General features: G+C 38.7%; 22 protein-coding genes. 9 read left to right on the forward strand and 13 right to left on the reverse strand.

All coding sequences use genetic code 11. The annotated features are described in order from the left end of the window. Positions 1-13 precede the first annotated feature (13 nt). Together fbaA and tamL are read right to left on the reverse strand one after the other, a co-directional pair. Positions 14-1,081 (reverse strand): class II fructose-bisphosphate aldolase, encoded by a 1,068-nt coding sequence (gene fbaA / locus FUA48_RS06565; protein WP_147582801.1) that lies wholly within the window; start codon positions 1,079-1,081, stop codon positions 14-16. Positions 1,082-1,130: 49 nt separating this feature from the next. Then, entirely contained in the window at positions 1,131-3,701 is a 2,571-nt protein-coding gene (gene tamL / locus FUA48_RS06570; protein WP_147582802.1) for a translocation and assembly module lipoprotein TamL, read from the reverse strand. Between the two features lie 38 nt (positions 3,702-3,739). Here tamL and FUA48_RS06575 point away from each other — a divergent pair, with 38 nt between their 5' ends. Next, complete coding sequence (locus FUA48_RS06575) at positions 3,740-4,474, forward strand: TrmH family RNA methyltransferase (RefSeq protein ID WP_147582803.1); 735 nt, start codon at positions 3,740-3,742, stop codon at positions 4,472-4,474. On the opposite strand, the gene porT is transcribed toward FUA48_RS06575, so the two are convergent. The 8 genes from porT to FUA48_RS06615 all read right to left on the reverse strand — a co-directional run bounded on the left by porT (position 4,471) and on the right by FUA48_RS06615 (position 10,217). Then, positions 4,471-5,172, reverse strand: a complete 702-nt coding sequence (porT, locus tag FUA48_RS06580; RefSeq protein ID WP_147582804.1) for a type IX secretion/gliding motility protein PorT/SprT — start codon at positions 5,170-5,172, stop codon at positions 4,471-4,473. The genes FUA48_RS06575 and porT overlap by 4 nt on opposite strands. Before the next feature lie 4 nt (positions 5,173-5,176). Then, positions 5,177-5,905: a bifunctional demethylmenaquinone methyltransferase/2-methoxy-6-polyprenyl-1,4-benzoquinol methylase UbiE gene (gene ubiE / locus FUA48_RS06585; RefSeq protein ID WP_147582805.1), complete on the reverse strand. Its 729-nt coding sequence runs from the start codon at positions 5,903-5,905 to the stop codon at positions 5,177-5,179. 76 nt (positions 5,906-5,981) lie between these two features. Next, complete coding sequence (locus FUA48_RS06590; protein ID WP_147582806.1) at positions 5,982-6,470, reverse strand: dihydrofolate reductase; 489 nt, start codon at positions 6,468-6,470, stop codon at positions 5,982-5,984. Then, the gene (locus FUA48_RS06595) at positions 6,470-6,832 is read right to left on the reverse strand and encodes a 2TM domain-containing protein (RefSeq protein WP_147582807.1); all 363 of its coding nucleotides are present in this window, start codon (positions 6,830-6,832) and stop codon (positions 6,470-6,472) included. Before FUA48_RS06595 ends, FUA48_RS06590 begins: the two co-directional genes overlap by 1 nt. A 36-nt stretch (positions 6,833-6,868) precedes the next feature. Continuing rightward, positions 6,869-7,693 (reverse strand): thymidylate synthase, encoded by an 825-nt coding sequence (locus FUA48_RS06600; protein WP_147582808.1) that lies wholly within the window; start codon positions 7,691-7,693, stop codon positions 6,869-6,871. Positions 7,694-7,767: 74 nt separating this feature from the next. Beyond that, complete coding sequence (locus tag FUA48_RS06605) at positions 7,768-8,379, reverse strand: bifunctional nuclease family protein (RefSeq protein ID WP_147582809.1); 612 nt, start codon at positions 8,377-8,379, stop codon at positions 7,768-7,770. A gap of 96 nt (positions 8,380-8,475) precedes the next feature. Next, positions 8,476-9,444 carry an electron transfer flavoprotein subunit alpha/FixB family protein gene (locus tag FUA48_RS06610; RefSeq protein ID WP_147582810.1) on the reverse strand — a complete coding sequence of 323 codons (969 nt, stop codon included), beginning with the start codon at positions 9,442-9,444 and terminating at the stop codon, positions 8,476-8,478. A 26-nt stretch (positions 9,445-9,470) separates the two neighbouring features. Beyond that, a complete protein-coding gene (locus tag FUA48_RS06615; RefSeq protein ID WP_147582811.1) occupies positions 9,471-10,217 on the reverse strand; it encodes an electron transfer flavoprotein subunit beta/FixA family protein in 747 nt (248 codons plus the stop codon). Between the two features lie 257 nt (positions 10,218-10,474). Between FUA48_RS06615 and FUA48_RS06620 the strand changes: the two genes are divergently transcribed. The 6 genes from FUA48_RS06620 to FUA48_RS06645 all read left to right on the forward strand — a co-directional run bounded on the left by FUA48_RS06620 (position 10,475) and on the right by FUA48_RS06645 (position 18,633). Further along, positions 10,475-11,470 (forward strand): pyruvate dehydrogenase complex E1 component subunit beta, encoded by a 996-nt coding sequence (locus FUA48_RS06620; RefSeq protein ID WP_262712753.1) that lies wholly within the window; start codon positions 10,475-10,477, stop codon positions 11,468-11,470. 68 nt (positions 11,471-11,538) lie between these two features. Then, positions 11,539-14,031, forward strand: coding sequence for a DUF5686 and carboxypeptidase-like regulatory domain-containing protein (locus FUA48_RS06625; protein ID WP_147582813.1), 2,493 nt, complete (start codon positions 11,539-11,541; stop codon positions 14,029-14,031). Between the two features lie 73 nt (positions 14,032-14,104). Next, on the forward strand, positions 14,105-14,584 hold the full coding sequence (locus FUA48_RS06630) for a hypothetical protein (RefSeq protein WP_147582814.1): 480 nt from the start codon (positions 14,105-14,107) through the stop codon (positions 14,582-14,584). Positions 14,585-14,668: 84 nt separating this feature from the next. After that, positions 14,669-15,214, forward strand: coding sequence for a hypothetical protein (locus FUA48_RS06635; RefSeq protein WP_147582815.1), 546 nt, complete (start codon positions 14,669-14,671; stop codon positions 15,212-15,214). A 318-nt stretch (positions 15,215-15,532) separates the two neighbouring features. Beyond that, positions 15,533-16,063: an inorganic diphosphatase gene (locus tag FUA48_RS06640; RefSeq protein ID WP_129750887.1), complete on the forward strand. Its 531-nt coding sequence runs from the start codon at positions 15,533-15,535 to the stop codon at positions 16,061-16,063. 113 nt (positions 16,064-16,176) lie between these two features. Beyond that, the gene (locus tag FUA48_RS06645; protein ID WP_147582816.1) at positions 16,177-18,633 is read left to right on the forward strand and encodes a sodium-translocating pyrophosphatase; all 2,457 of its coding nucleotides are present in this window, start codon (positions 16,177-16,179) and stop codon (positions 18,631-18,633) included. A gap of 61 nt (positions 18,634-18,694) precedes the next feature. Here the strand turns inward: FUA48_RS06645 and FUA48_RS06650 are convergent, their stop codons facing one another. Both FUA48_RS06650 and FUA48_RS06655 read right to left on the reverse strand, forming a co-directional pair. Next, positions 18,695-19,309 (reverse strand): deoxynucleoside kinase, encoded by a 615-nt coding sequence (locus tag FUA48_RS06650; RefSeq protein ID WP_129750889.1) that lies wholly within the window; start codon positions 19,307-19,309, stop codon positions 18,695-18,697. Further along, complete coding sequence (locus tag FUA48_RS06655; RefSeq protein ID WP_147582817.1) at positions 19,309-20,103, reverse strand: hypothetical protein; 795 nt, start codon at positions 20,101-20,103, stop codon at positions 19,309-19,311. The genes FUA48_RS06650 and FUA48_RS06655 overlap by 1 nt, the downstream gene beginning before the upstream one ends. 113 nt (positions 20,104-20,216) lie before the next feature. On the opposite strand from FUA48_RS06655, the gene FUA48_RS06660 reads away from it, so the two are divergent. Next, positions 20,217-21,116 carry a GLPGLI family protein gene (locus FUA48_RS06660; RefSeq protein WP_147582818.1) on the forward strand — a complete coding sequence of 300 codons (900 nt, stop codon included), beginning with the start codon at positions 20,217-20,219 and terminating at the stop codon, positions 21,114-21,116. A gap of 29 nt (positions 21,117-21,145) precedes the next feature. Continuing rightward, a complete protein-coding gene (locus FUA48_RS06665) occupies positions 21,146-23,902 on the forward strand; it encodes a TonB-dependent receptor (RefSeq protein ID WP_147582819.1) in 2,757 nt (918 codons plus the stop codon). A gap of 55 nt (positions 23,903-23,957) precedes the next feature. Here the strand turns inward: FUA48_RS06665 and metK are convergent, their stop codons facing one another. Continuing rightward, a complete protein-coding gene (gene metK / locus FUA48_RS06670) occupies positions 23,958-25,208 on the reverse strand; it encodes a methionine adenosyltransferase (RefSeq protein WP_147582820.1) in 1,251 nt (416 codons plus the stop codon). Positions 25,209-25,415 lie beyond the last annotated feature (207 nt).

Below are 25,415 nucleotides of genomic sequence, written 5' to 3' on the forward strand. Positions count from 1 at the left end.
AGCCCCTTTAAAATTATAGGGTATTAACGTTGTTTAGGTCTTCAAATGCTTTTTCAAGTCTCTTGTTAAAGGTAAGCTCTCCTTCACGAATCCATTTTCTTGGGTCGTAGTATTTCTTGTTTGGAGATTCTGCTCCTTCAGGGTTACCAATCTGAGTTTTTAAGTACTCTACATTGTTGGTAACATAATCACGGATACCTTCAGTAAATGCAAACTGTAAGTCAGTATCAATGTTCATTTTTATTACACCATAAGAAATAGCTTCTCTTATCTCTTCAAGAGTAGATCCTGAACCTCCGTGGAATACAAAGTCTACAGGGTTTGCACCTGTGTTGAATTTGTTTTGTACATATTCCTGAGAGTTTTTAAGGATTTTTGGAGTAAGTTTAACGTTACCCGGTTTGTAAACACCGTGTACGTTACCAAAAGCAGCCGCAACAGTAAATTTATCTGATACTTTGCTTAGTTCTTCATAAGCATAAGATACTTCTTCCGGCTGAGTGTATAGTTTAGAGCTGTCTACGTCAGAGTTGTCAACACCATCTTCTTCGCCTCCTGTAATACCAAGCTCGATTTCCAGGGTCATGCCCATTTTGCTCATTCTTTCAAGGTATTTTTTAGAGATCTCGATGTTTTCCTCAAGTGGCTCTTCTGATAAGTCAATCATGTGTGAGCTAAATAGCGACTTGCCCGTAGCTTTAAAATGCTCTTCGCTTGCATCAAGTAGACCATCTATCCATGGTAAAAGGTTTTTCGCGCAGTGATCAGTATGTAAAATTACAGTAGCACCATAAGCTTCTGCAAGTGTATGTATATGTTTAGCACCTGCAACAGCACCTAAAATGGCAGATTTCTGACCCTCGTTAGATAATCCTTTACCGGCGTTGAATGAAGCACCACCATTAGAGAACTGGATAATTACCGGAGCTTTTAGTTTTGCAGCTGTTTCAAGAACACCATTAATAGTACTAGAGCCTGTTACGTTTACTGCAGGTAATGCAAATCCTTTTTCTTTGGCATACTTAAAGATCTCCTGAACCTGGTCTCCGGTTGCAACCCCGGGTTTGATATTATGAGCCATTTTATTTATAGTTTTTAAAAATTAATTTACAAAAATAGTATTTTTAAATTTAGAACGGATAATTAATTCCGACATTTAAAACTGTCTTAGAGAAATTATATCCTTTAAACCATCTGTCGTTTTCCGGTCTGCCCGGATCATAGGTTTTGTATCCGAAGTCAAGACGTACCACAAAGAAGTTAAAATCATACCTGAATCCGAAGCCAGTGCCAAAGGCAAGGTCTCGGAAAGACTGGAGTCCGTTAAAGGTATAGTCGGTATCGGTCTCGCTGTCAAAAACGTTCCAAATGTTACCTACATCGCCAAAAACAGCTCCGTTAAGCTGTCCGAAAAGATTAAAGCGAAGCTCTGCGCTGTAAGCCAGTTTAAAGTTAGCTTCGTTAAAATCGTTGGGACTTCCGCTACGGCCCGGTCCTAAACTATACGATTGCCATGCCCTGTTGTCGTTAGAGCCACCACCAAAGTAACTTCTTGTGAACGGAATGGAATTAGCATTTCCGTATGGTATGGCAATACCGGCAAATGCCCTCATGGCAAGGACTTTGCCTCTTCTTAAATCAAAGTGCTTGATAAAGTCGAATTCTGTTTTTATGTATTGAGAATATTCTACATTTAAAAATGTATGCCTTCCGTTGTCATTAGTATTGCTATTACCTTCAAGTCTGGATAGCAGAGAAAGGAAATTACCGGCCGACTCTATTTTTGTTTTAAAAATAAAGAAGGTATTGTCCAGTATGTTTTCTTTGGTGCTGGTGGTATAGGTAAAGTTTGAGGCAAAAATCAGGTTGTTTTCGGTAAGCCTCTGTTTTCTTTCATCAATACTGTTAATGTTCCTGTAATCTTCAGGAGTAACTGTTATAGTGCTGTTGTCTACATCATTAATAAAACCATCTGTACCCTCTTCAATTATTAGTCTGGTTTCTCCTGTTTCGGGATCAATAGCAAAGTAATTAGGGTCTACCTGATTCTGATACTGTAGGGCATAATCATTCAGCCTTTCGTAAGATGATGCATATACATTAAAGTAGTTTTGTGGATTTACATTTCGTACGTATTGAATATTTAAAAGATCCAGTCTTGCAGTAACATTTCGTTTAGGTGTCCAGTTGTAACTCAGTATACCTGTAAAGCTTTCTTTGTCAAGGCCTATATTTTGCTGCCTGCTTGTACCAAAGCTCATATTTGTGGAAGGAATCATTTCTTTACGAATAATTCTGTCGGTATTAAGCGGGAAAAATATACGCGGGAAGGTAAGCTTTAAATCAGCTCCGTATTCCAGAATGTTGAAGAAGCTTCTGTCCTGTATTGAAAGGTCTCTTGATGAACCAACATTTCCACGGGTACTTATACTTAATATCTCGGCACCCCTAAATACATTACGCATTAGTAGGGTAAGGTTACCCTGTATACCAAAGTCCTGTATGTTTGAATGTATAAAATCGGCACCCACAATAAGGTCGAACTTGGTTTTCGGTTTCAGGTAGATATTTGTAATAAGTGATGTTCCGGTAGAATCTGCCGGATCCGGTTCGTATATTATTTTAGGATAATAAAATATATTAAGGTTAGAAAGATACCTGTAAGTTAAGGTTCTTCTAAAGTCGGCATAAGGGGTGCCCGCGGTAATAAAAACGGGATCGGTAAGTGCTTTTGGCCTGTAATTAAGTTTTCCGGTGCTGTAAATATTAAAGCCTTTATAGGAGGCGCTGTCAATGGTGCGCTCTTCACCGTTTTGGTTTTCCGTGTAAATATTAACCTGGCTTATCTTGTATATGCTAAACGGCCTGGTGTAAGTTGAATCCTGTGTCCTTACAGTTTCATTATCAATTAAAATTTTAGGATTTGCCTTATAATTAGTGCCAACGGTATCTATAGCGTATGATATGTAGTTGGGCTGAAAATTATAGACCCCGTGATTTAGGAAATAGGTGGTTAAGCGGTCACGTTCTTCCGTGAAATCGGCTTCGGCATATTGCTTGCCTTTTTTTATAACTGACTTGTCTTTTGTCTTATTGTATAAGCTGTCAATTACCGATGATTGTATTTGTGTCGAGATAGAGTCTATTATGTATGGCCTGCCGGTTTTTACATTATAAGTTACACGTGCTCTTTTGTTGCCAATACTATCTATGGTATAATTTACCTTTGTGCGGAAGTATCCTCTTTTAAAATAATAGGCGTTTAGCCTTCTGGCCGATCTTTGTGTGCGAAGGCTGTCTACAATTACAGGAGGTTCGCCCACATCCTTAAGGAAATTGTCTATTCCGGAAACAATAAATGACTTCCCTAAGCGCTGTACCTGTTTTTCTGAAAGTAAGGCGGCATATCTTTTATGGCGGTTGGGTTTTCTTTCCAACCATGCCTGATAGGACGAATCCGGATTTGGGTTTGCCCAGTTGTATAAGTGCAGACGTATGTTTAGCCCTAAAACATCTGAATTGGGTATCTGATACAGTTGATTAGTGACTTCTTCGTTTTTACTTTCCGATTTGTCATTTACATTAATGTCTACTTCTTTAAGCAGTTGCTTGCTGTCGGGAACCCTTTTTGTAAGGGAACACGAGAACAAAACAGAAGCAGATAATATAATAAGTGCTATTTTTGTTATTTTATTTCTCAAGGCAGGGCTCTAAATAGTAATTCAAAAATACATTTTTTATGGTTAGCAAAAACCAAATTAAAACAATAACGGGTTTACAGCAAAAAAAATACCGAAAGGAACACAAAATGTTCATTGCCGAAGGTGTTAAAGTTGTTGAAGAACTTTTAAACTCACATTTTGAATTACAGCAGCTTTTTACCACCCAAAATGATTTTGCCGACATTCCTCATGAAAAGAGGGTAGAGGTAACCGATGCCGAGCTGAAAAAGATTAGTGCGCTTGCTACTGCCAATACCTGTCTTGCCGTTTTTAGTATTCCTGAAGAGGAAAACAAATTACCTGATAGCGGATTGATTGTTGCGCTTGATGAAGTGCGTGATCCCGGAAACCTTGGGACTATTATAAGAATGTGTGACTGGTTTGGTGTAACACATCTTGTTTGCTCTTCAGGTTGTGTGGATGTCTACAATCCAAAAGTGATTCAGGCTACAATGGGTTCAGTTACCAGGGTAAAAGTTATCTACGCCGATTTGCAGGATTACCTTAAAAATACCTCATTGCCTGTTTACGGAACCTTTATGGATGGTGAAAATATTTACACCCAATCGCTTCCGCAAAACGGTATTGTAGTTTTTGGTAACGAAGCAAACGGGATATCTAAGGAAATCGAGGATGTTGTAACTGATAAAATTTCAATACCACGATTTGGTAAACTTCAGCAAACCGAAAGCCTTAATGTGGCAACCGCTACTGCAATAATCCTAAGCGAGTTTAGGCGTTCTCTGTCTTAGTGGAATGTAAAGTTTACTAAAATTGCCCTTGTTTTCATAGAGCCTATGTTAGATGTCCATGGGCTGTCCGGATTATTGTCTCTTATAAGCTCATCGTTAAGACCAAATACCCCACGAATTGAAGGTGAAAACTTAAAGTACTCCAGATACATGTCTATACCAAAACCTATTTCGTAATTGGTAGTCCATTGTTTCATCCTGAATGTGCCTGTGTAGTTGTCGTCAAGGGAATTGTAACCACTGGAAAGGTTTAGTGTTTTTGAAAAACCTCCCACTAAATAGGGTTTTACGTTTCCTGCCCTTTTTGCTGAGAACTTAAGTAACAGCGGGAAATGGATATACGTTGATTTTACTTCCCTAAAGGCATCACTTTCCCTTTCAAATCCCGGAAAGGTAAGATCTCTTTGTGAGTAATATAGTCCTGGTTCAAAGCGAAGATCCAGATGCTCCATAATCCTTAAATTACCTACAAGACCTACGTTAAATCCTGTAGTCTGCTTTACTATAACATCAACATCCGGGGGATTTATATAGTCAAACTTAAAGCCATAGCTGTTAAATCCTAGGAAATAACCCCAGTGCACTCTTTGCTTGTCAAAGTTTTCAAGGTGGATAATAGGGTCCTTACCAAATATTTTAAGCTGTGCATGCCCGTGCAGGCCACATATAAGGATTATGTATAAAAGAAATCTTTTCATTGTATTATTTTGAAGCCGAATAAATTGTTGCCACACCAAAGGTTTGCGGCCTGTTCTTCACCTCTATAAACCCAATTTTCCTCAAAATATTGTTTAACATTTCGCCGTGAGGGAAAACGGAAGCCGATTCACTTAGGTAAGCGTAAGCCGACTTGTCTTTAGAGAAAAGTTTGCCAATTAGCGGCAGTATGTGTTTTGTGTAGAATTTATAACCTTGTTTGTAGGGTGTTTTTGTAGGTACAGAGGTTTCAAGTATTACAAAAATACCTCCCGGTTTTAACACTCTTAAAATTTCTGCAAGTCCTTTTTCAAGGGTTTCAAAGTTACGAACCCCAAAGGCAACGGTAATGGCATCAAAGCTGTTATCTTCAAACGGAATGTTCTCGCTGTCGCCCAATACCATGTCTATTTTATTGGACAGTTTGCGTTCGGCAATTTTTTTACGGCCTACTTCCAGCATTCCGGCAGAAATGTCAAGCCCGGTAATTTTTTTAGCTCCTGTCTGCGTCATTAAAATAGCAAGGTCGCCGGTGCCGGTAGCAATATCAAGCACAGTTTCAGGGTTAGTGTCCGAAACCAGTTTAAGTACTTTTTTTCTCCACTTAACGTCGATACCAAATGAAATTACACGGTTAAGACCGTCATATTTACCGGAAATGGTATCAAACATTTGGGCTACCTGTTCTTTTTTTCCCAATTGGGAATCCTTATAGGGGGTTACATTTTGTGACATTGCAAATATTTACGGGGCAAAGATATAAATAGTTTTACTAATAATATGTTATAAGTAAAGTCGTGTTTGGGCAGGCTTACTTTGTTACAAACGTTTCAAAAGTAAAATCAAACTTATGCTTTTCGTCTTTAGGATGGTGAATAGCTTGTTCCAATATCCATTCAGAAGGGTCTATTTCCGGGAAAAAAGCATCTGCTTCAGGTGAGGTTCCGTGTACTCTGGTAAGTTCTATCTTATCGGCTACTGCCATAGATTGTTTGTAGATCTCGCCACCGCCAATAATAAACACTTCCTCATCCTGTGGGCATACTTTTAGTGCTTCCTCAAGGCTGTTTACCACAATACAGTTCTCTGCTGTGTAATCTTTCTGGCGGGTAATAATAACATGGGTGCGGTTGGGTAACATGCCGGGAAGGCTGTCAAAAGTCTTACGTCCCATAATAACATAATGCCCAGATGTAAGCTGTTTAAACCGTTTAAAGTCGTCGGGCAGGTGCCAAATCATCTGGTTGTCTTTTCCTAATGCATTGTTCTCTGCGGCTGCGGCTATAAGGGTAACTGTCATTATTCTGTTGAGGTAGTGTTTTCGGTTTGTGAGTTCTGATTGTCGTTTTCCAGCTTTTTTTCAAGCTGGCTTATCTTACGTTCCTGTCTCGCAACAAGCTTGTCAATCTGTTCCTGTTCCCATTTTTTGTTTATAAAACTTTCGGTAACAAAAACCTTTATAAAGTGCATTACAAATAAAAATGCCCAGGCAGTAATAGCCCAAAGGTACCAGTCCTTTTCCGGTTGTACATTAAGCCATTTATTGATAACGTACAGAAAAATACTGCCTACAAAAAACAGTATGAAATGAAAGTAAACACGCTTTTTCTGTTTTACTCTCTTTCTAGCATATTCGTATAGTTCCTGTTGATTTGGTTCCATGGTGAAGGATTTTTATCTAAGGTAGGGAAAAAATCGTTACACAGCTACTACTCCTTTAATATGTGGATGCGGATCGTAATCAACAAGTGTGAAGTCTTCAAACTTAAAGTCAAAAATATTTTTCACTTCCGGATTCAGTATCATTTTTGGTAGTGGCCTTGGCTCGCGTGTAAGCTGAAGTTCAAGCTGCTCCATATGGTTGTTGTAAATATGGGCATCACCAAAAGTGTGTACAAAATCGCCTGGCTTAAGGTCGCACACCTGTGCAATCATCATAGTAAGCAGGGCATAAGAAGCAATATTAAACGGAACGCCTAAAAATATATCGGCACTCCTTTGGTATAACTGGCATGATAGTTTACCGTCGGCCACATAAAACTGGAAGAAAGCATGGCAGGGAGGAAGGGCAACTTTGCCTTCGGCCACGTTTTCTGCAAATGATTTAGAGGTGTCCGGTAAAACTCTGGGGTTCCATGCGCTAACAAGCATCCTGCGGCTGTTAGGGTTGGTTTTAAGGGTTTCTATAAGTTCTTTTATCTGGTCTATTTCCTGACTGTCCCAGTTTCTCCACTGGTGTCCGTAAACAGGGCCTAAATCGCCGTTCTCATCTGCCCATTCGTCCCAAATCCTTACACCGTTCTCGTTAAGGTAACCAATATTAGTGTTTCCCTGTAAGAACCAAAGCAGCTCATATATAATAGATTTAAGGTGAAGTTTTTTTGTAGTTACCAGCGGGAAACCTTCGCTAAGGTCAAAACGCATCTGGTAGCCAAAAACACTTTTAGTTCCTGTTCCTGTACGGTCACCTTTTTGGTTGCCGTTTTCCATTACATGCTTCACTAAATCTAAATACTGCTTCATCTTATTATGTGGATTTGTTTATGTGGCTATTTGTTGATTTGACTCTCAAATAACCGAATTAACGAATAACCAAATTAACTCTCTCTCTTAGATATTTCGTCTCTTATTTTTGCTGCCTTTTCATAGTCTTCATTCTGTACCGCGCCTTCCAGCATTTCGTTCAGTTCCTGAAGGCTGTACTGTGTGTAGCCTTCGCCCGATACCTCTTCTGTACCGAATGTTTCGGGTTCAGAAAGGATGTCGTCGTTTTCGGCGTTCTCCGGTTCAGGATTTATTTTAAGGTAAATACCTGCCTTGTCTAAAATGTTCTTATATGTGAATATAGGCGCATTAAAACGTAATGCCAGTGCGATAGCGTCTGAAGTCCTTGCGTCTATAATTTCTTCAATACGGTCGCGCTCGCATATTATGCTTGAAAAGAAAACACCGTCTACCAGCTTGTGGATAATAACCTGTTTTACCACGATATCAAAGCGGTCGGCAAAATTTTTAAATAGGTCATGGGTAAGCGGCCTTGGTGGTTTAATCTCCTTTTCAAGGGCTATTGCAATAGATTGTGCTTCAAACGCACCAATAACAATTGGTAATTTTCGTTCACCGTCTACCTCATTCAGGATTAAAGCATACGCGCCGTTTTGAGTCTGGCTGTACGAAATCCCTTTAATAGTAAGTTTTACTAAGCTCATAAAAATCGTTTCCTCTGTCAAATAAAAAGGGCTATCTGAACAAATTTAAACCATCCGTATCAGATAGCCCTTTTAAGGGCACAATTTATAATAAAATTATGAGTTTTGAGCCTTAAACTCTTTTATTTTTTCAGTCAACTTAGGAACAACATCAAAAGCATCTCCTACAACACCATAGTCTGCTACTTTAAAGAAAGGAGCGTCCGGGTCAGTGTTTATAACTACTTTTACCTTAGATGAGTTGATACCTGCAATGTGCTGTATAGCGCCTGAAATACCTACTGCAATGTAAAGGTTAGAAGCTACCGGTTTACCAGTTTGTCCTACGTGTTCAGAGTGAGGTCTCCATCCAAGATCTGATACTGGCTTAGAACAGGCTGTAGCCGCACCAAGTACTGATGCAAGCTCTTCCAGCATACCCCAGTTCTCAGGTCCTTTAAGTCCGCGTCCGCCTGAAACTACAATCTCTGCATCGGCGATAGTAACTTTACCTGAAACTTTTTCTGAAGATTCTACTTTTATAGAGAAATCATTGTCATTTAATGTTGGAGCAAAAGCTTCTTCTGTTGCAGCGCCTGAAGCCTCAACAAGACCGTATGAGTTTTTGGCAAGAGCTAAAACTTTTACATCGGTAGTTATTTCTGTGATGTTGAAAGCCTTATTAGAGAAAGCATTTCTTTTTACACGGAAAGGTGAAGTGCTTTCAGGAAGCGCTACCACGTTTGAAGCATAACCTGCCTCAAGACCTGCAGCTACAAGCGGAGCCATATAAAGGCTGTCTGTAGTTGAAGAAAGGATAACTATTTTAGCGCTTTCTTTTTGTACAGCCTGTTTAACAACGTCAGCATAGGCTTTTGCGTTAAAAGAAGTAAGCTTATCGTTTTTTACGTTTAATACTTTGTCAACTCCGTACTTACCAAGTTGAGTAGCATCGGCAGCATTAACGGCAACAGCAGTTACTGTATCGCCTGTTTCTCCTGCTATTTTCTTAGCGTATGATGCAAGCTCAAACGCTGTTTTTTTAAATTTTCCTTCTGCTGATTCAGCATATATTAAGATAGACATAGTCGTGGAATTTTAAGATTGTGGAATTAGATAACTTTAGCTTCGTTATGTAATAGGTTAACCAGTTCGTCAAGGTTGTCAGCGCTAACTAGTTTAACTGCCGATTTAGGAGCCGGTTTTTCAAACTTAACAGCCTGAGTTGTGCTGTTTGCAGCAACTGGCTCAAGTACTGTAAGCGCTTTTTGTCTCGCCATCATAATACCTCTCATGTTAGGTATTTTAAGGTCTTTCTCTTCTACAAGTCCTTTTTGGCCTCCTATTACTAAAGGAAGTTTAGTGCTAAGGGTTTCTTTACCGCCGTCTATTTCTCTTACTGCTTTTACATCACCTCCGTTAACCTCAAGGTTAATACAAGAGTTGATAAAATCGTAACCAAGAGATGCTGCAAGCATACCCGGTACCATACCACCGTTATAATCTAAAGATTCTTTACCTGCAATGACTAAGTCATAGTTTCCGGTCTTAACAACTTCTGCAAGCTGTTTTGCAACAAAAAATCCGTCAGTTGGGTTAGCGTTAACACGTATAGCTTCGTCAGCACCTATTGCAAGTGCTTTTCTTAGTGTAGCTTCTGCGTCAGGGCCGCCTACGTTAACAACCGTTACGTTAGCACCCTGTTGTTCTTTGAACCATACGGCTCTTGTAAGGCCAAATTCATCGTTAGGATTTATAACAAACTGTACACCGTTGGTGTCAAACTCAGAGTCACCATTGGTAAAGTTGATTTTGGAAGTAGTATCAGGCACGTGGCTGATGCAGACTAATATTTTCATTTTTATAAAGTTATAAAGATTATTTTCCGGATACGAAAATACTAATTTTATTTAAATAAAAAACTATGCATGCATAATAAATATGATTTTTTTAAAGAATCTGTGTTAAAATTTCAAATACTGTGAAAAACGCATACGATTTAGCTTGATAATTATGAAATTCTAATTGTTTAAAAGCGCAGAAAAACAAGGTTGTTTATTTGTAATTTTTTGCCTTCGAAATAAATATAAAATCTTTATTTTTGCCAATCATTAAAATAAGAAATAATAATTACATGAGAACGATACAGTTTAGAGAGGCAGTTTGCGAAGCAATGAGCGAAGAAATGCGTCGCGACGAGTCAGTATATTTAATGGGTGAGGAAGTAGCCGAATATAACGGTGCTTATAAAGCATCTAAAGGTATGCTTGATGAGTTTGGTCCTAAAAGGGTAATTGATACTCCTATTGCCGAGCTTGGTTTTGCCGGTATTGCAGTAGGTTCTGCAATGAACGGTAACCGACCTATTGTTGAGTTCATGACATTTAACTTCTCACTTGTAGGTATTGACCAGATTATAAACAACGCTGCTAAAATGAGGCAGATGTCTGCCGGGCAGTTTTCTATGCCAATCGTTTTCCGTGGGCCTACCGCTTCTGCAGGACAGCTTGCTGCTACACACTCTCAGGCTTTTGAGAACTGGTTTGCAAATACACCGGGATTAAAAGTTGTAGTTCCTTCTAATCCATATGATGCAAAAGGACTTTTAAAATCAGCTATACGTGATAACGACCCTGTAATCTTCATGGAGTCTGAACAAATGTATGGTGATAAAGGAGAGGTGCCTGAAGGAGAGTATACTATTCCTCTTGGAGTTGCAGAAATTAAACGTGAAGGTAAAGATGTTACTATAGTATCTTTCGGTAAAATTATAAAAGAGGCTTATACTGCTGCTGACGAATTAGAGAAAGAAGGTATTAGCTGTGAGATTATAGATCTTAGAACGGTTCGTCCTTTAGATTATGATACGGTTTTAAACTCTGTGAAAAAAACAAACAGGTTAGTGGTTCTTGAAGAGGCTTGGCCGTTTGGTAGTGTTGCTTCAGAAATTACTTATATGGTTCAGGAAAGAGCGTTCGATTATCTAGATGCTCCTATCCAGAGAATTACTACTGCCGATACACCGGCTCCTTACTCTCCTGTACTGCTTAAAGAATGGTTGCCAAATGCGGATGATCTTGTAAAAGCGGTTAAGAAAGTTATGTATAAATAATCCGATAAATTCGATTATATTTGAAACTTCATCATACTATATGATGAAGTTTTTTGTTTATAGCATATATGAAAAAGAAGTTACTATTTTTTCTGGCTGTGATGCTGTCATTCACTGCCTCCCTGATGTCACAAACCAAAGTAGGAGGAATTGTGCTGGATGAAGCAAATGAGCCTATACCATATGCTAATGTCTACTTTAAAGGAACTTCTGAAGGAGTAATTACCGATGAGTATGGTAAGTTTTATCTTGAGTCTAAAAACAGTTATACTCAGCTTCTTGTATCTTTTGTGGGATATTCTTCGCAGGAGGTTACTCTTGAAAAATCGGTTACCTACGATCTTAAGGTTGTTTTGGGTGATTCTCAGGAACTGAAAGAGGTGGTAATATACTCTGGTAAGACATCCAAGAAAGATAATCCCGCTATTGATATATTAAGGAAAATATGGGAAAGGCGCCGTAAGAACGGGCTTCATATGTTTAACCAGTATCAGTATGATAAGTATGAAAAAGTAGAGTTTGACATGAACAGCATTGACAGTGCGTTTATGCAAAACAAACTTTTTAAGGGGATGGAGTTTATTTTTGAGCATGTTGATACTTCTGCCGTTACGGGTAAAACTTACCTTCCTATATTTATTAATGAGAATATAGGTAAAGTATATGGTGATAATACCACCAACCAGAAAAAGGAAATTACCGAGGCAAACAGAAACTCCGGTTTTAGTGATAACCAGCAGATAATAGCTTTTGTAAAGGACCTGTATGCTGATTATGATATTTACAATAACTACCTTAAGTTTTTTGATAAGGACTTTGTGAGTCCGCTTTCACGTACGGGTATCAATGTATATAACTATGTGCTGCATGACAGTGCATATGTAGATAATAAGTGGTGCTATAATATAGTGTTTTATCCAAGGCGTAAAAATGAGCTGACCTTTAAAGGGAATTTCTGGGTAAATGATACCACTTATGCTATTAAGAAGATAGCCATGTCTGCCAGCAAGGGTGCTAATATTAACTGGGTAAAGGATATTTATATTGAGCAGGAGTTTGAAGTGCTTAACGATTCTGTTTTCCTCCTTACCCGAGATCACATGATGTCTGATTTTGCACTCAATAAAAAAGAGAAGTCTAAAGGAGTGTACGGTAAAAGGACTACGCTATTCCAAAACTATGAATTTAATATAGAGAAGCCGGCTGAGTTTTATCATAAAGATGTTAACTTTTTTGATGAATCGGTCAATAACAAATCTGATGAGTATTGGGATCGAAACCGTTTTGAGTCTTTAAGTAAAGATGAGAAGGGTATTTATAAAATGCTTGATACCCTTAAAACTGTTCCTAAGTTTAAGCGTATGTATAACCTGGTTGCTACATTAGGTTCGGGCTATTACCAGATTGGGCACTTTGACTACGGACCAATTTTCTCAAGTTTCGGGTATAATGATGTTGAGGGAATAAGACTGCGTACCGGAGGGCGAACCTATTTTGGACAAAATGACCCGTGGCGTATAGAAGGATATACAGCCTATGGTCTTAAGGATAATAAGTTTAAATATGGCCTTTCCGGAAAATGGATGGTCGATAAAAAAAGAAGGATTATACTTGCTGCTGGTAACCGCAGGGATGTGGAGCAAACAGGTGTGAGCCTAACGGCTACAAGTGATGTGCTTGGGCGTAGTTTTGCATCCTCCTCATTATTTGCAAGCGGCGACAACAGTAAGCTTACCAATATAAATTTTACCACATTTTCGGCAGAGATTGAGCCGGTTAAAAATCTGGTATTTAAAACAAGTTTTTCATACAGGACATTAAAGACTGCTTCTCCGTTAACCTTTAATATGGATTATTACATAGATCCAGGCGACCCTTCTCAGGGGGTAAAAGGTACGGTCAATCAGTATGAGTATGGAATACATGTAGATTATACCCCTAAGAGAAGAACAATAGGGTATGGCGTAGAACGCAGCGATGTCGATTATAATTATGCAAGGCTGTACTTAAACTACACTCAGGGGTTAAAGATCTTTAATAGTGATTTTAATTATCAAAAGCTTCAGTTCTATTACAGGCAGCCGGTATTGGTAGGTGGTTTTGGTCGATTGTTTACAACAGTCGAGGCCGGTAAGATATTTGGGGCTGTTCCGCTTGGTCTAATGGGTATTGTTCCCGGTAACCAGTCATACTTTATTATTGAGAACACCTATAATGTAATGAATTATTATGAGTTTGCGGCAGATGAATATGTATCGCTTCATCTGGAGCATAATTTTAATGGCCGACTTTTTTCCAGAATTCCGTTATTAAGAAAACTTAATCTTAGGGAGATAGTGGGTATAAAAGGTATTTATGGTACCGTGTCTCAGGAAAATATTGCTCTTAATGCGTCAAGTATTACATACCGTGCCCCTGATGAGGTATATTGGGAATATCATGCCGGTATAGGTAATATATTTAAGGTATTCAGGATAGACTTTGCCTGGAGGGGTAGTTATCTTGATCTTCCGGATATTAACAGGTTTGCTGTTAAGGGTGTTTTTGGATTCCATTTTTAAGAAAAGGTTTCGTGTATAGAAAAAAATTGTACATTAGTGCGTATTTATGTTAAATTATTTTACATATAAGAGTATGAAAAATATGGCGTTATGTGCCTTGGTTGCAGTATTTTTTGTCTTTGTGGGCTGCAAGCAGAAAGACGAAGACACAAAGATGATTGATATTACCGCAGATAATCCTGTGGCTAAAATTAGTGGAAACGATTTTGAGTTTCTGAATAAAAAAGGTGTACACGAGAAATGGGAAAATATTGCAGGAGATAAAATATTGCCTGAAGATATTGTGATAAAAAAAGTGAAGGCGGCAGATGGCCCCGGAGATTATTATGTGTTACTGGGAATGGCGGTAGCAAATAATACAAAAATTGCAGTATTGCTTGAGCAAAGAGGAGACGAACTTTATTTTGCTAAACATGATGATACTGTAATAGTGGTTAAGTGTACAGGCTGTAAAGAAGGCTGTGATCCTTTAGTGGTTTTACAGTATGGCGCGCCCTCAATAATATGTTCACCATGTCCTGATTGTTTAAAGCAGGATGTTGCTCTGCAATAAATGTTTTTTAACATTTAGTTGGGAGTTGAGTAATGTTAAAAGTTTTACTTTCGTTTTAATTAATAGTTTAAATCCTTACCGATTATGAAGAAAAATTTATTAAAAGCTATTTTGTTTGTAATGTTTGCTGTATTTGCTGTGTCATGTACAGACGAACAATCCTCCATTGAAATGAACGAAAACAATAAAGAGTTTAATCTTAAAGCAACAGGTTCTGTTTGGGATGGCGTTATTGGCGTTGAACAAAACGGGCAATATGTAATTACTGTTCCTAAAGAAAGACTCTTGACTGAAATGCAGCAAATTGTTAAAAGCCTGGGTTATGATGATCAGCTTACAGATGCAACAATATCTAAGTTGACAGCTACTAATAATCCCAGCGTTGATGCTTTTATGCTGATTGGAACTGCAAGTAACAGTTCTAAAAACTTTTCTACAGGTATAATGCTGGTTCAAAATTCTAGTTTTCAGTTTACTGTAGACAGAAACTTTGGAGGTGCATCAACCACATGTACAGGTTGTGCATCAGGATGTAACCTTAGGTTTTTAACCGAGGGTACACAAAAAATACCTTATTGCGAAGAAAACGGTTGTACTTACAACTGCGTAAAAGGTGAAGCGACTTTTTAAAGTAGTTTTTATTAATAGTTAATACGTATAGTAGTCTAAAGCCTTCTTTTTAAGAGGGCTTTAGTTTTTTATATGAATAAGTCATCTGCTTTGTGCAGAAAATAAGATGAAAAGTTTTTACAGATAACTCCGAGACTTTCAGTTATTTTTTTTTGTGGCACTACTATCCGGAAAAGCGTGACCGCAAATTTCCTTATTAAATTTACGTAAACTCACTACAAGACAGTGTTTTTAATAGTGTTATTGCTTTGTAAACAGTAAAAATTACACTAATTTTGCACCCGCTAAAACTGTAAATGAAATAATAAGACAATAAAAATGAGCGCAGCAAAATCAAATTCGTTCGATGTACTTATCGAGATACCAAAAGGAAGCAGAAATAAATATGAGTATGACTTTGAATTAAAGAAGATACGTTATGACAGGATGTTATTCTCGTCTATGATGTATCCTGCAGATTATGGTTTTATTCCTGAAACTCTTGCTTTGGATGGTGACCCTCTTGATGTACTAGTGTTAGTAACAGAGCCTACTTTCCCTGGTTGTGTTATGGAAGTTAAGCCAATTGGTGTATTCCACATGGCAGATGAAAAAGGTCCGGACGAGAAAATTGTTTGTGTTCCTGTATCAGATCCAATTTGGAACAGACTTGAGGATCTAAGTGATATGAACCCTCACTTACTAAAAGAGATTGAGCACTTCTTCCAGGTATACAAAGACCTTGAGAATAAGAAAGTTGATGTTGGAGGATGGGGTGATGTTAAGGAAGCACGTGAGATTATTGAGAAATGTGTTGACCGTTTTGATACTTTACAGGACAGACCTGAGGAGTTATTTAGCATCCGATAACATATTTTGTAAAAAAATATCAAAAAAGCAATATTCAACCCTGAATATTGCTTTTTTATTTATTTTGGTTTTGTTACATTTACGAATCTATTAACAAACCAAAATTCTTTTTTATGGAATCAATTATGATTTACGTGCCTATTATTATGGCCGTTGTAGGGCTTCTTTTTATGGCAGCCAAAAGATCATGGGTGCTTAAGCAGGATGCCGGAGATGGTAAGATGAAAGAAATCTCCGATTACATCTACGAAGGCGCCTTAGCTTTCTTAAAGGCAGAATACAGATTACTTGCATTTTTCGTTATAGCCGCCAGTATAGCCCTGGCGGTTATTTCATATATAGTCCCCACCACAGATATACTTATCGTGGTGGCTTTTATTTTTGGAGCTTTCTTTTCTGCGCTTGCAGGAAATATGGGAATGAAAATCGCAACCAAGTCAAATGTAAGAACAACGCAGGCTGCAAGGTCAAGCTTACCACAGGCACTTAAAGTGTCTTTTGGTGGCGGTACTGTAATGGGGCTTGGTGTTGCCGGACTGGCAGTACTTGGATTAACAGGCTTCTTTATTTTCTTTTTCCATTATTTTATGAATGGTGTTTGGGCTCCTGCAGATATTGATGGAGTGAGCAGAACGCCACAGGAACTTATGACTATTGTACTGGAAACCCTTGCAGGTTTTTCTTTAGGTGCAGAGTCTATTGCATTATTTGCCCGTGTGGGAGGTGGTATTTATACTAAAGCTGCCGACGTAGGTGCTGACCTTGTAGGGAAGGTGGAAGCCGGTATTCCGGAAGATGATCCTCGTAACCCGGCGACTATTGCCGATAACGTAGGGGATAATGTAGGTGACGTTGCCGGTATGGGTGCCGATCTTTTCGGGTCATACGTGGCTACGGTTTTAGCGGCAATGGTATTAGGCAATTATGTGTTGAGGGATATTTTAATGGATAACCCTGCATTTACAGATGCATTTGGCGGTATAGGTCCTATCTTGCTTCCTATGGCAATTGCCGGATTCGGTATATTGTTCTCCATTATCGGTACTTTGTTGGTGAGAATAAAAGATAATAATGCTAAAGAGGCGGAGGTTCAGGGAGCACTTAATGTGGGTAACTGGGTTTCTATTGCGCTTGTAGCGGTATCATGCTACTTTTTGGTGACCTATCTGTTACCTGAAACAATGAAAATGAACTTTTATGGAGAGGAAGCACAAACCATATCTTCCATGAGGGTGTTCTATGCAACCCTTGTTGGTTTATTTGTGGGAGGTGTTATTTCATCGGTAACTGAATATTATACAGGGCTTGGTAAAAAGCCGATTTTAGCTATAGTACAAAAATCGAGTACAGGTGCCGGTACTAATATTATTGCCGGACTTGCTACGGGTATGGTTTCTACTTTCCCAACTGTGCTTTTATTTGCAGGCGCAATTTGGGGTTCTTATGCTCTGGCAGGATTTTATGGTGTGGCTTTAGCGGCATCGGCAATGATGGCTACTACTGCTATGCAGCTTGCTATTGATGCATTCGGGCCGATATCGGATAACGCAGGAGGTATTGCCGAAATGAGCGAACTGCCAAAAGAGGTGCGTACCCGTACAGACATCTTAGATTCTGTGGGTAATACAACAGCGGCTACAGGTAAAGGATTTGCTATTGCTTCGGCAGCCTTAACGTCATTAGCGCTTTTTGCCGCCTATGTAACCTTTACAGGTATAGACGGTATTAATATATTTAAGGCTCCGGTACTGGCTATGCTTTTTGTAGGTGGTATGATTCCGGTAGTATTCTCTGCACTTGCCATGAACTCTGTTGGTAAGGCAGCAATGGATATGGTATATGAGGTTAGGAGGCAGTTTAAAGAGATTCCTGGTATTATGGAAGGCACAGGTAAGCCAGAGTATGGTAAATGTGTAGAAATCTCTACAAAGGCTGCTTTACGCGAAATGATGCTTCCCGGCCTGCTTACTATTGGTTTCCCTATTGCTATTGTGCTTATAGGTATGCTTATTTATCCGGATAACCATCAGTTAGTGGCAGAAATGCTGGGTGGTTATATGGCAGGGGTAACTGTTTCGGGTGTGCTTTGGGCAGTTTTCCAAAATAACGCAGGGGGTGCATGGGACAATGCCAAAAAATCTTTTGAAGCCGGAGTTATGATTAACGGAGAAATGACCTATAAGGGATCTGATGCGCACAAAGCTGCTGTAACAGGTGATACAGTAGGAGATCCGTTTAAAGATACTTCTGGGCCTTCTATGAATATCCTTATCAAGCTAAGCTGTCTTATAGGGCTTGTTATTGCCCCAATTTTAGGCGGACATGCTGAGGGTGGAAATATGAATGTTCAGTCGGCTACGGTTATAGAACAGCCTATAACAAACGCTATAGAGAACAGAAAAGAAATTTCTATTGAAAAAGAAGTGGGTGAAGACGGCAAGGTTACTGCTAAGGTGGTAATATCTACCTATACTACCAATGAGGATGTGAAAATGGAAGAAAAGGTTTTTGAAGGTACAGAGGAAGAAGTAAGGGCTCAAATCGAAGCATTAAAGGAAAACAAAAACTAATTATATCTATTACTAGAAAAAAATGCCCGCTGTACAGCGGGCATTTTTGATTTTATATTGTTTAGAAAAGTCCGTTAAGTTCGGCATTAATCCTGTTGATAATATCTCCCAGATCTTCCGGATTATCTACAAAGTTGTTTTTATCCACATCAACAATAAGCAACTTCCCTTTATCATAATTCTGAATCCATGCCTCATAACGCTCGTTTAGCCTGCTCAGGTAATCAATGGATATGGAATTCTCATAATCACGTCCGCGTTTGTGTATCTGCTTTACCAGATTAGGGATTGAGCTTCTAAGATAGATAAGCAAATCAGGTGCGCCTACAAAGGTTTCCATAAGTTCAAAAAGCGAAGTGTAGTTACTAAAATCCCTGTTGCTCATAAGTCCCATAGCATGCAGGTTAGGGGCAAAAATATGAGAATCCTCATAGATGGTCCTGTCCTGTATAATGTTCTTACCACTTTCCTTAAACTGAAGCACCTGCCTAAGGCGGGTGTTTAAGAAATAAATCTGCAGGTTAAACGACCAGCGCTCCATCTGATGGTAAAAATCGTCAAGATAAGGGTTGTCTACCACATCTTCAAAATGCGGATCCCATTTAAAATGTTTGGCTAATAACTCTGTTAACGTGGTTTTTCCGGCACCTATATTTCCGGCTACTGCTATATGCATTATTCGGTTGCTGTTATTTTATACTGTGTTATATCGTTGTCTGTAAAAATAGATAAAATTTGCTCTTTGTAATAGAAACTTTTAAAGCTTTTTTCCTTAATCTCAACCACTTTGCGGCTTTGCGTTTCTGTATTATAAAGATAAAGGGTGTTGTCTTTACTGAATAAAACGGTCGTTGGCGCTGTAAATTGCAGTTGGTCAAAATCTTCGACCGTACCCAGCGGATTTACTTTTCCAAACAGGTTAACCCTGTAGCATTTGTTACTGTTGTTTATCCAATAGAAATAATTATAGTCAGACTGGTAGTATTTCATACCATCGTTTAATTGTGGAGTTATGGTTTTAAAACTGTTTTGTGAAGTGTCATACAAACCAATCTGCTGTGTGTTGATGTCATACAGCCATAACCTGTTTTGTGAGGCCAGTCCGGCTGCTTCAGCAATTATCGGTTGGGAAATGTCAGAAAAGTTAAAACGTGCCGTTTCGGTAAGTTGGTTGTCGAGTAATACAACCGTATTGAAGCTTTTGTAAAAAAGAACTATCTGTAATGGGTTTTGAAGGTCTACCCTGTAAATATCGCCTAAGGAGAGGCTTTTGTAGTTTAGCCTTTTCTGGTCGTTTTGTTTCCTGAATTCGTTATCGGTTATAGTGTATTCCCAGCCAAAAGCATCGGTGCCTATATATCTTTCGGTAGTGTTTTTTGTACTGGATAAAAACTTAACCGGAATGGTAAGTTCCTGTGCCGAAATAAAGGCACAAAATAAAAGGGTGAATGATAACAGGGCTTTTTTCATACGAAGCCAAATTACGAAAAATAAAAGGGTAAAGTTTAATTTTTTTTGTAAAGCCTATGTAACAAATGCCCTATTTATTAGTCTAACCAGTAAATAGCTAAAAACCAAACAACATGATAAAGTACATTTTTTATTTTACAACATTATTACTTTCCATAGTATCATCATATGCGCAGGATTTTCAGGGCATGGCTGTTTATGAGTCAAAAACCAGCATGGCCGATTTAAACAATCGTCTTGACAGCAATAAGGATATCACTCCCGAAATGAGAAAAATGATTGAGGAACGAGTGAAGGGTATGTTTGAAAAAACGTTTACGCTTCATTTTGATAAAGTAGCTTCAATTTATGAAGAAGAACAAAAACTTGATGCTCCGGGACAGGACGGAGGGCCTTTCAAAATGATGTCAAGTATGACTGGTGGCGGAGGTAAACAATACAAAAATGTAAAGGACAAGAAGGTGATGATGGAGAAAGACATTTTTGGAAAAGAGTTTCTTGTTAGTGATTCGCTTCCGGTTATTAAATGGAAGATGGAGAATGAAAGCAAAAAAATAGGGAACTATACCTGCTATAAGGCTACGGCACAAATGCCTGTTGACAAATCGAACATGATGAATTTCCGACCTAAGAAAGGGGCTGAAGAGAAAATAAAAAAGCTTCAGGAGGAAGGTAATGAGGAGGAGCTTAAAAAGACCAACTTTATGGATATGGTAGAAATGCCCGATTTTGTTGAGGTAACAGCATGGTATACTCCTGAAATTCCTATTAATCAGGGGCCCGCAAATTACTGGGGCCTGCCGGGTCTTATTCTTGAAGTGAACGACGGTAAAACCAACATACTTTGCTCTAAAATAGTACTTAATACCAAAGAAAAAGTTGAGATTAAAGAACCAAAGAAGGGTCAAAAAGTAACTCAGGAGGAATTTGCTGAAATCCTTATGAAGAAAATGCAGGAAATGCAGCAGATGGGTGGTCCCGGTGGCGGAGGACGCATGAGAATGGGCGGATAATCTTATACTAAACTTACCAATTTATACCGATGAACAAATTACTTTTAGGGCTGTTTTTACTGCTCTCAGGATATTCTTATTCCCAAAATATACGACTGGAAGGTACCGTTAAAGACTCTCTTGGCATCCCTCTTGAAATGGCAAACGTTATGGTGGTTAATAAGGTTACCAACGAAATGGAATCGTATGCTATTACCAACGAGGCTGGTAAATACCAAATGATTCTTAAGGCAAATACCCAATATATCCTTAAGTCAAGCTATATAGGTTTTACTGCTCAGGAAATTACCTTTACCACAGGAACGGAAAATGTAACCAAGAATATAGTATTACAGCAGGGGGTAGAGCTTGCCGGACTTGAGATTACTTATGAGATGCCGGTTACCATAAAAGGCGATACTATCGTATATAACTCTGATTCGTTTACTAATGGTTCTGAACGAAAGCTGGAAGATGTTTTGAAAAAGCTCCCGGGTGTGGAGGTTAATGATGACGGAGAGGTTACTGTAGAAGGTAAAACCGTTTCTAAGCTGATGGTTGAAGGGAAAGACTTTTTTGACGGGGATACTAAGCTTGGGGTAAAAAATATTCCTGCCGATGCCCTTGATAAAATTGAGGTTTTAAGAAATTACAATGAGGTTAGTCAGCTTAAGGGACTTGAGAACAATCAGGACAATGTGGCGATGAATATAAAACTGAAAGACGGTAAAAAGAACTTTTGGTTTGGAGATATTTCTGCCGGGGCGAGTATAGGTGAAGGCGAGCGTTATCTGGCAAACCCTAAGCTTTTTTACTACAGTCCTAAATACAGTATTAACGTTATAGGGAATCTTAACAATAACGGAGATTTGCCACTTACCATACAGGATTACTTTAAGTTTACCGGAGGTTTCCGTAACATGATGCGTAAGGGAGGAACCAACTTTAATATAGGCTCTAATGACTTAGGGATTGCATTACTGCGTAACAACCGTGCAAAAGAAATAGAGACCAAATTTGGGGCGGCTAATTTTAGCTATAATCCTACCAAAGCTTTAACAATAAGCGGTTTTGGTATATTCAATTCCAGCCGTACGGAAACAGAAACGGAAACAAGAAGACAGATTTTAGATCCTCAATCGGGTGAAACACAAACTACTCAGGAAACAGCCGAAAAATCGTTGCAAAAAAGTGAGTTTGCCGTGTTTAAGCTGAGCGGTAGTTATATACCAAACAAAAACTTACACGTGGATTATGATGCCTTGGTTAAATCGTCTGACCAAAGGGAAGAGAGCGGATTGTTTTCTTCGGTATTTCCCGAGACAATTCAGGATCAGGAAATTTACGGACTGAAAAAGCAAAGGCCTTTCTCGTTTAACCAGAACTTTAACCTGTACTATACCTTAGATGATAAAAATGTATTGGCATTTGAGGGACAGCACTTATATCAGGATGAAGATCCGTTCTATAATGCCAATTTAGGAAATAACCCTTTCCCTGATTCGCCAATAGGAGACTCTTCATTAAACCTTGGGTTGTCTCCGGCTACCCGTTATGATATTACTCAGGAGCGTTTTGTAATCACGAATAAGGTGGACGCTAAACTTGATTATTATTACATGGTAACCCCTAAGAGCAATATCAATCTTACTTTAGGCAATACCCATTCTTACCAGAGCTTCAATTCGGATATATTCCAGATTCTGGATGATAACAGTCAGGATAACCTTGATGATAACTCTAAGAATGATGTTAAGTATAGTTTTAATGATGTGTTTTTAGGCCTTCATTACAAGTTTATTACAGGTAAGTTTACGTTTAATCCCGGGGTAACTTTCCATAGTTATAATTCTTATAACGAACAGCTGGGAGCCAAAATTGAAAATAATTTCTACAATGTATTGCCGGATGTGTATGCATTATATCAGATAAAAAAATCGGAGAGCCTTACCTATACCTACAACATGACTACCGAGTTTACTGATGTGACTAATTTTGCACAGGGACTTATATTTACCAACTATAACTCATTGTTTAGGGGTAATCCGTATCTGGAAAATGCGCTGTATCAAAATCACAGCCTTCGTTACTTTAAGTTTGATATGTTCAGCTTTACGCAGGTATTCGGTTCCATTAATTATAATCACCGTATGGATGCCGTTAAAAGCCTTGCAGGCTATAACGGGGCAAACAGTATAAGCACTGTAGAGAACTCTAATTTTGCCGATCAGTCACTAACAGGTATGGTTGGTTATAACAAAAGCTTTTGGCGCTATTACAAGGCCTCTGTAATGGTTAACCTGAGCTGGAATAAGTTCAACAACTTCAGGTTCGATCCTAATAGCGGACTGACAGGTGTGCCGACTATTGAAAACTCAATAAGGCAGGCTAACGAACAGTTTACCCAAAGCTATACCACAAGCTTTGCCACAAATTATAAAACAGTGCCTAATATTGAAGTAGGTTATACCTTGAGCATTAATGATTATGCCGATAATAAATTCTATAACCACAGGCCGTTTGCAAAGCTGGATTATATATTCTGGAAATCGTTTACCGTAACAGCTGATTATCAGTTTAACCATTACTACAATGACACAAGAACTTCAGATAACAAATATGATTTTTTAGATGCTTACGTTATGTATACAGTGCCGGGTAACAAATGGGAGTTTAAGGTAGGAGGAACTAACCTGCTTAACACGACTTCACTTAACACCGACAGTTTTAACCAGTTTAGTACATCGGTATCTAAATATAGGGTACAACCGCGATACTTAATGCTAACCGTAAGGTATAGTTTATAACATAAAAAAGGCAGCCACTTGGCTGCCTTTTATTTTTCTTCTTCTTCTGGGTTGATTACAACCCGAAAGCTTCTTTTACTTTTTCAACATAGTCTAATTTCTCCCATGTAAACAGTTCTACTTCAACTGTTTTTTCCTCTCCGTAAGGCGATGTGAAAACCTTTGTTACGGTTTCCGGCTTGCGGCCCATGTGTCCGTAAGCTGCCGTTTCACTATAGATAGGGTTTCTAAGCTTAAGGCGCTGCTCAATAAAGTAAGGGCGCATATCAAATATAGCCTCTACCTTTTTAGCGATTTCGCCATCAGTAAGGTTTACTTTTTGAGTACCGTAAGTATTGATGTATATACCCATAGGCTTAGCTACACCAATAGCATAAGATACCTGAACAAGTATTTCGTCTGCAACACCTGCAGCAACAAGGTTTTTAGCAATATGACGGGTTGCATAGGCCGCACTTCGGTCTACTTTACTCGGGTCTTTACCAGAGAAAGCACCACCACCATGAGCACCTTTACCACCATAAGTATCTACAATAATTTTTCTTCCCGTAAGTCCGGCATCACCGTGAGGTCCGCCTATTACAAACTTACCTGTAGGGTTTATGTGGTACTCGATATCGTTGTTAAATAGATGAGCATACTGAGGGTTCTTTGCCAGTATTCTTGGTATAAGGATGTCAAGTATGTCTTTTTTGATTTTAGCAAGCATAACATCTTCGGTATCAAAGTCGTCATGCTGTGTAGATATTACGATAGCTTTAATTTTTACAGGCTTGTTATCATCATCATACTCAAGTGTTACCTGAGATTTTGCATCAGGGCGCAGGTAAGTAATGTCTTTATTTTCACGGCGAAGCTCTGCCAGTTCCTGTAACAGTTTGTGAGACAGGTTTAAGGCAAGAGGCATATAGTCTTCGGTTTCGTTTGTAGCATAACCAAACATCATACCCTGGTCTCCGGCTCCCTGTTCTTCTTTAGTCGTTCTGTCAACTCCCTGGTTAATGTCCTGAGACTGCTCGTGGATGGCAGAAAGCACACCACATGAGTTGGCCTCAAACATATATTCGCTTTTAGTATATCCTATTTTTTTGATAACGTCGCGTGCTATCTGCTGTACATCAAGGTAAGTTTTAGACTTAACCTCTCCGGCAAGAATAACCTGTCCTGTCGTAACAAGTGTTTCGCAGGCAACTTTAGACTCGGGGTCAAAAGCAAGGAAGTTATCAATCAGCGCATCCGAAATCTGGTCAGCAATTTTATCAGGATGCCCTTCGCTCACTGATTCTGACGTAAATAAATATGCCATAAAATTCTATATAATTTATGAAGGGGAAGAAATGAGAATGCAGGGAATGCTAAAGGGGAATGAAGTCCTGCTTTAGCATTTTTTAATGAGGTTGCAATCAGTTCAAATCTTTCCTCTAATTTTTTATGATGCAAAGGTATAAAACCTATTTGGAATAAAAAAAATGCCTCAGGATTTTAATACTTTATCTCTATGAAAAAATAGTGT

It is taken from the genome of Flavobacterium alkalisoli, from assembly GCF_008000935.1.
In the GTDB taxonomy this organism is placed as follows: domain Bacteria; phylum Bacteroidota; class Bacteroidia; order Flavobacteriales; family Flavobacteriaceae; genus Flavobacterium; species Flavobacterium alkalisoli.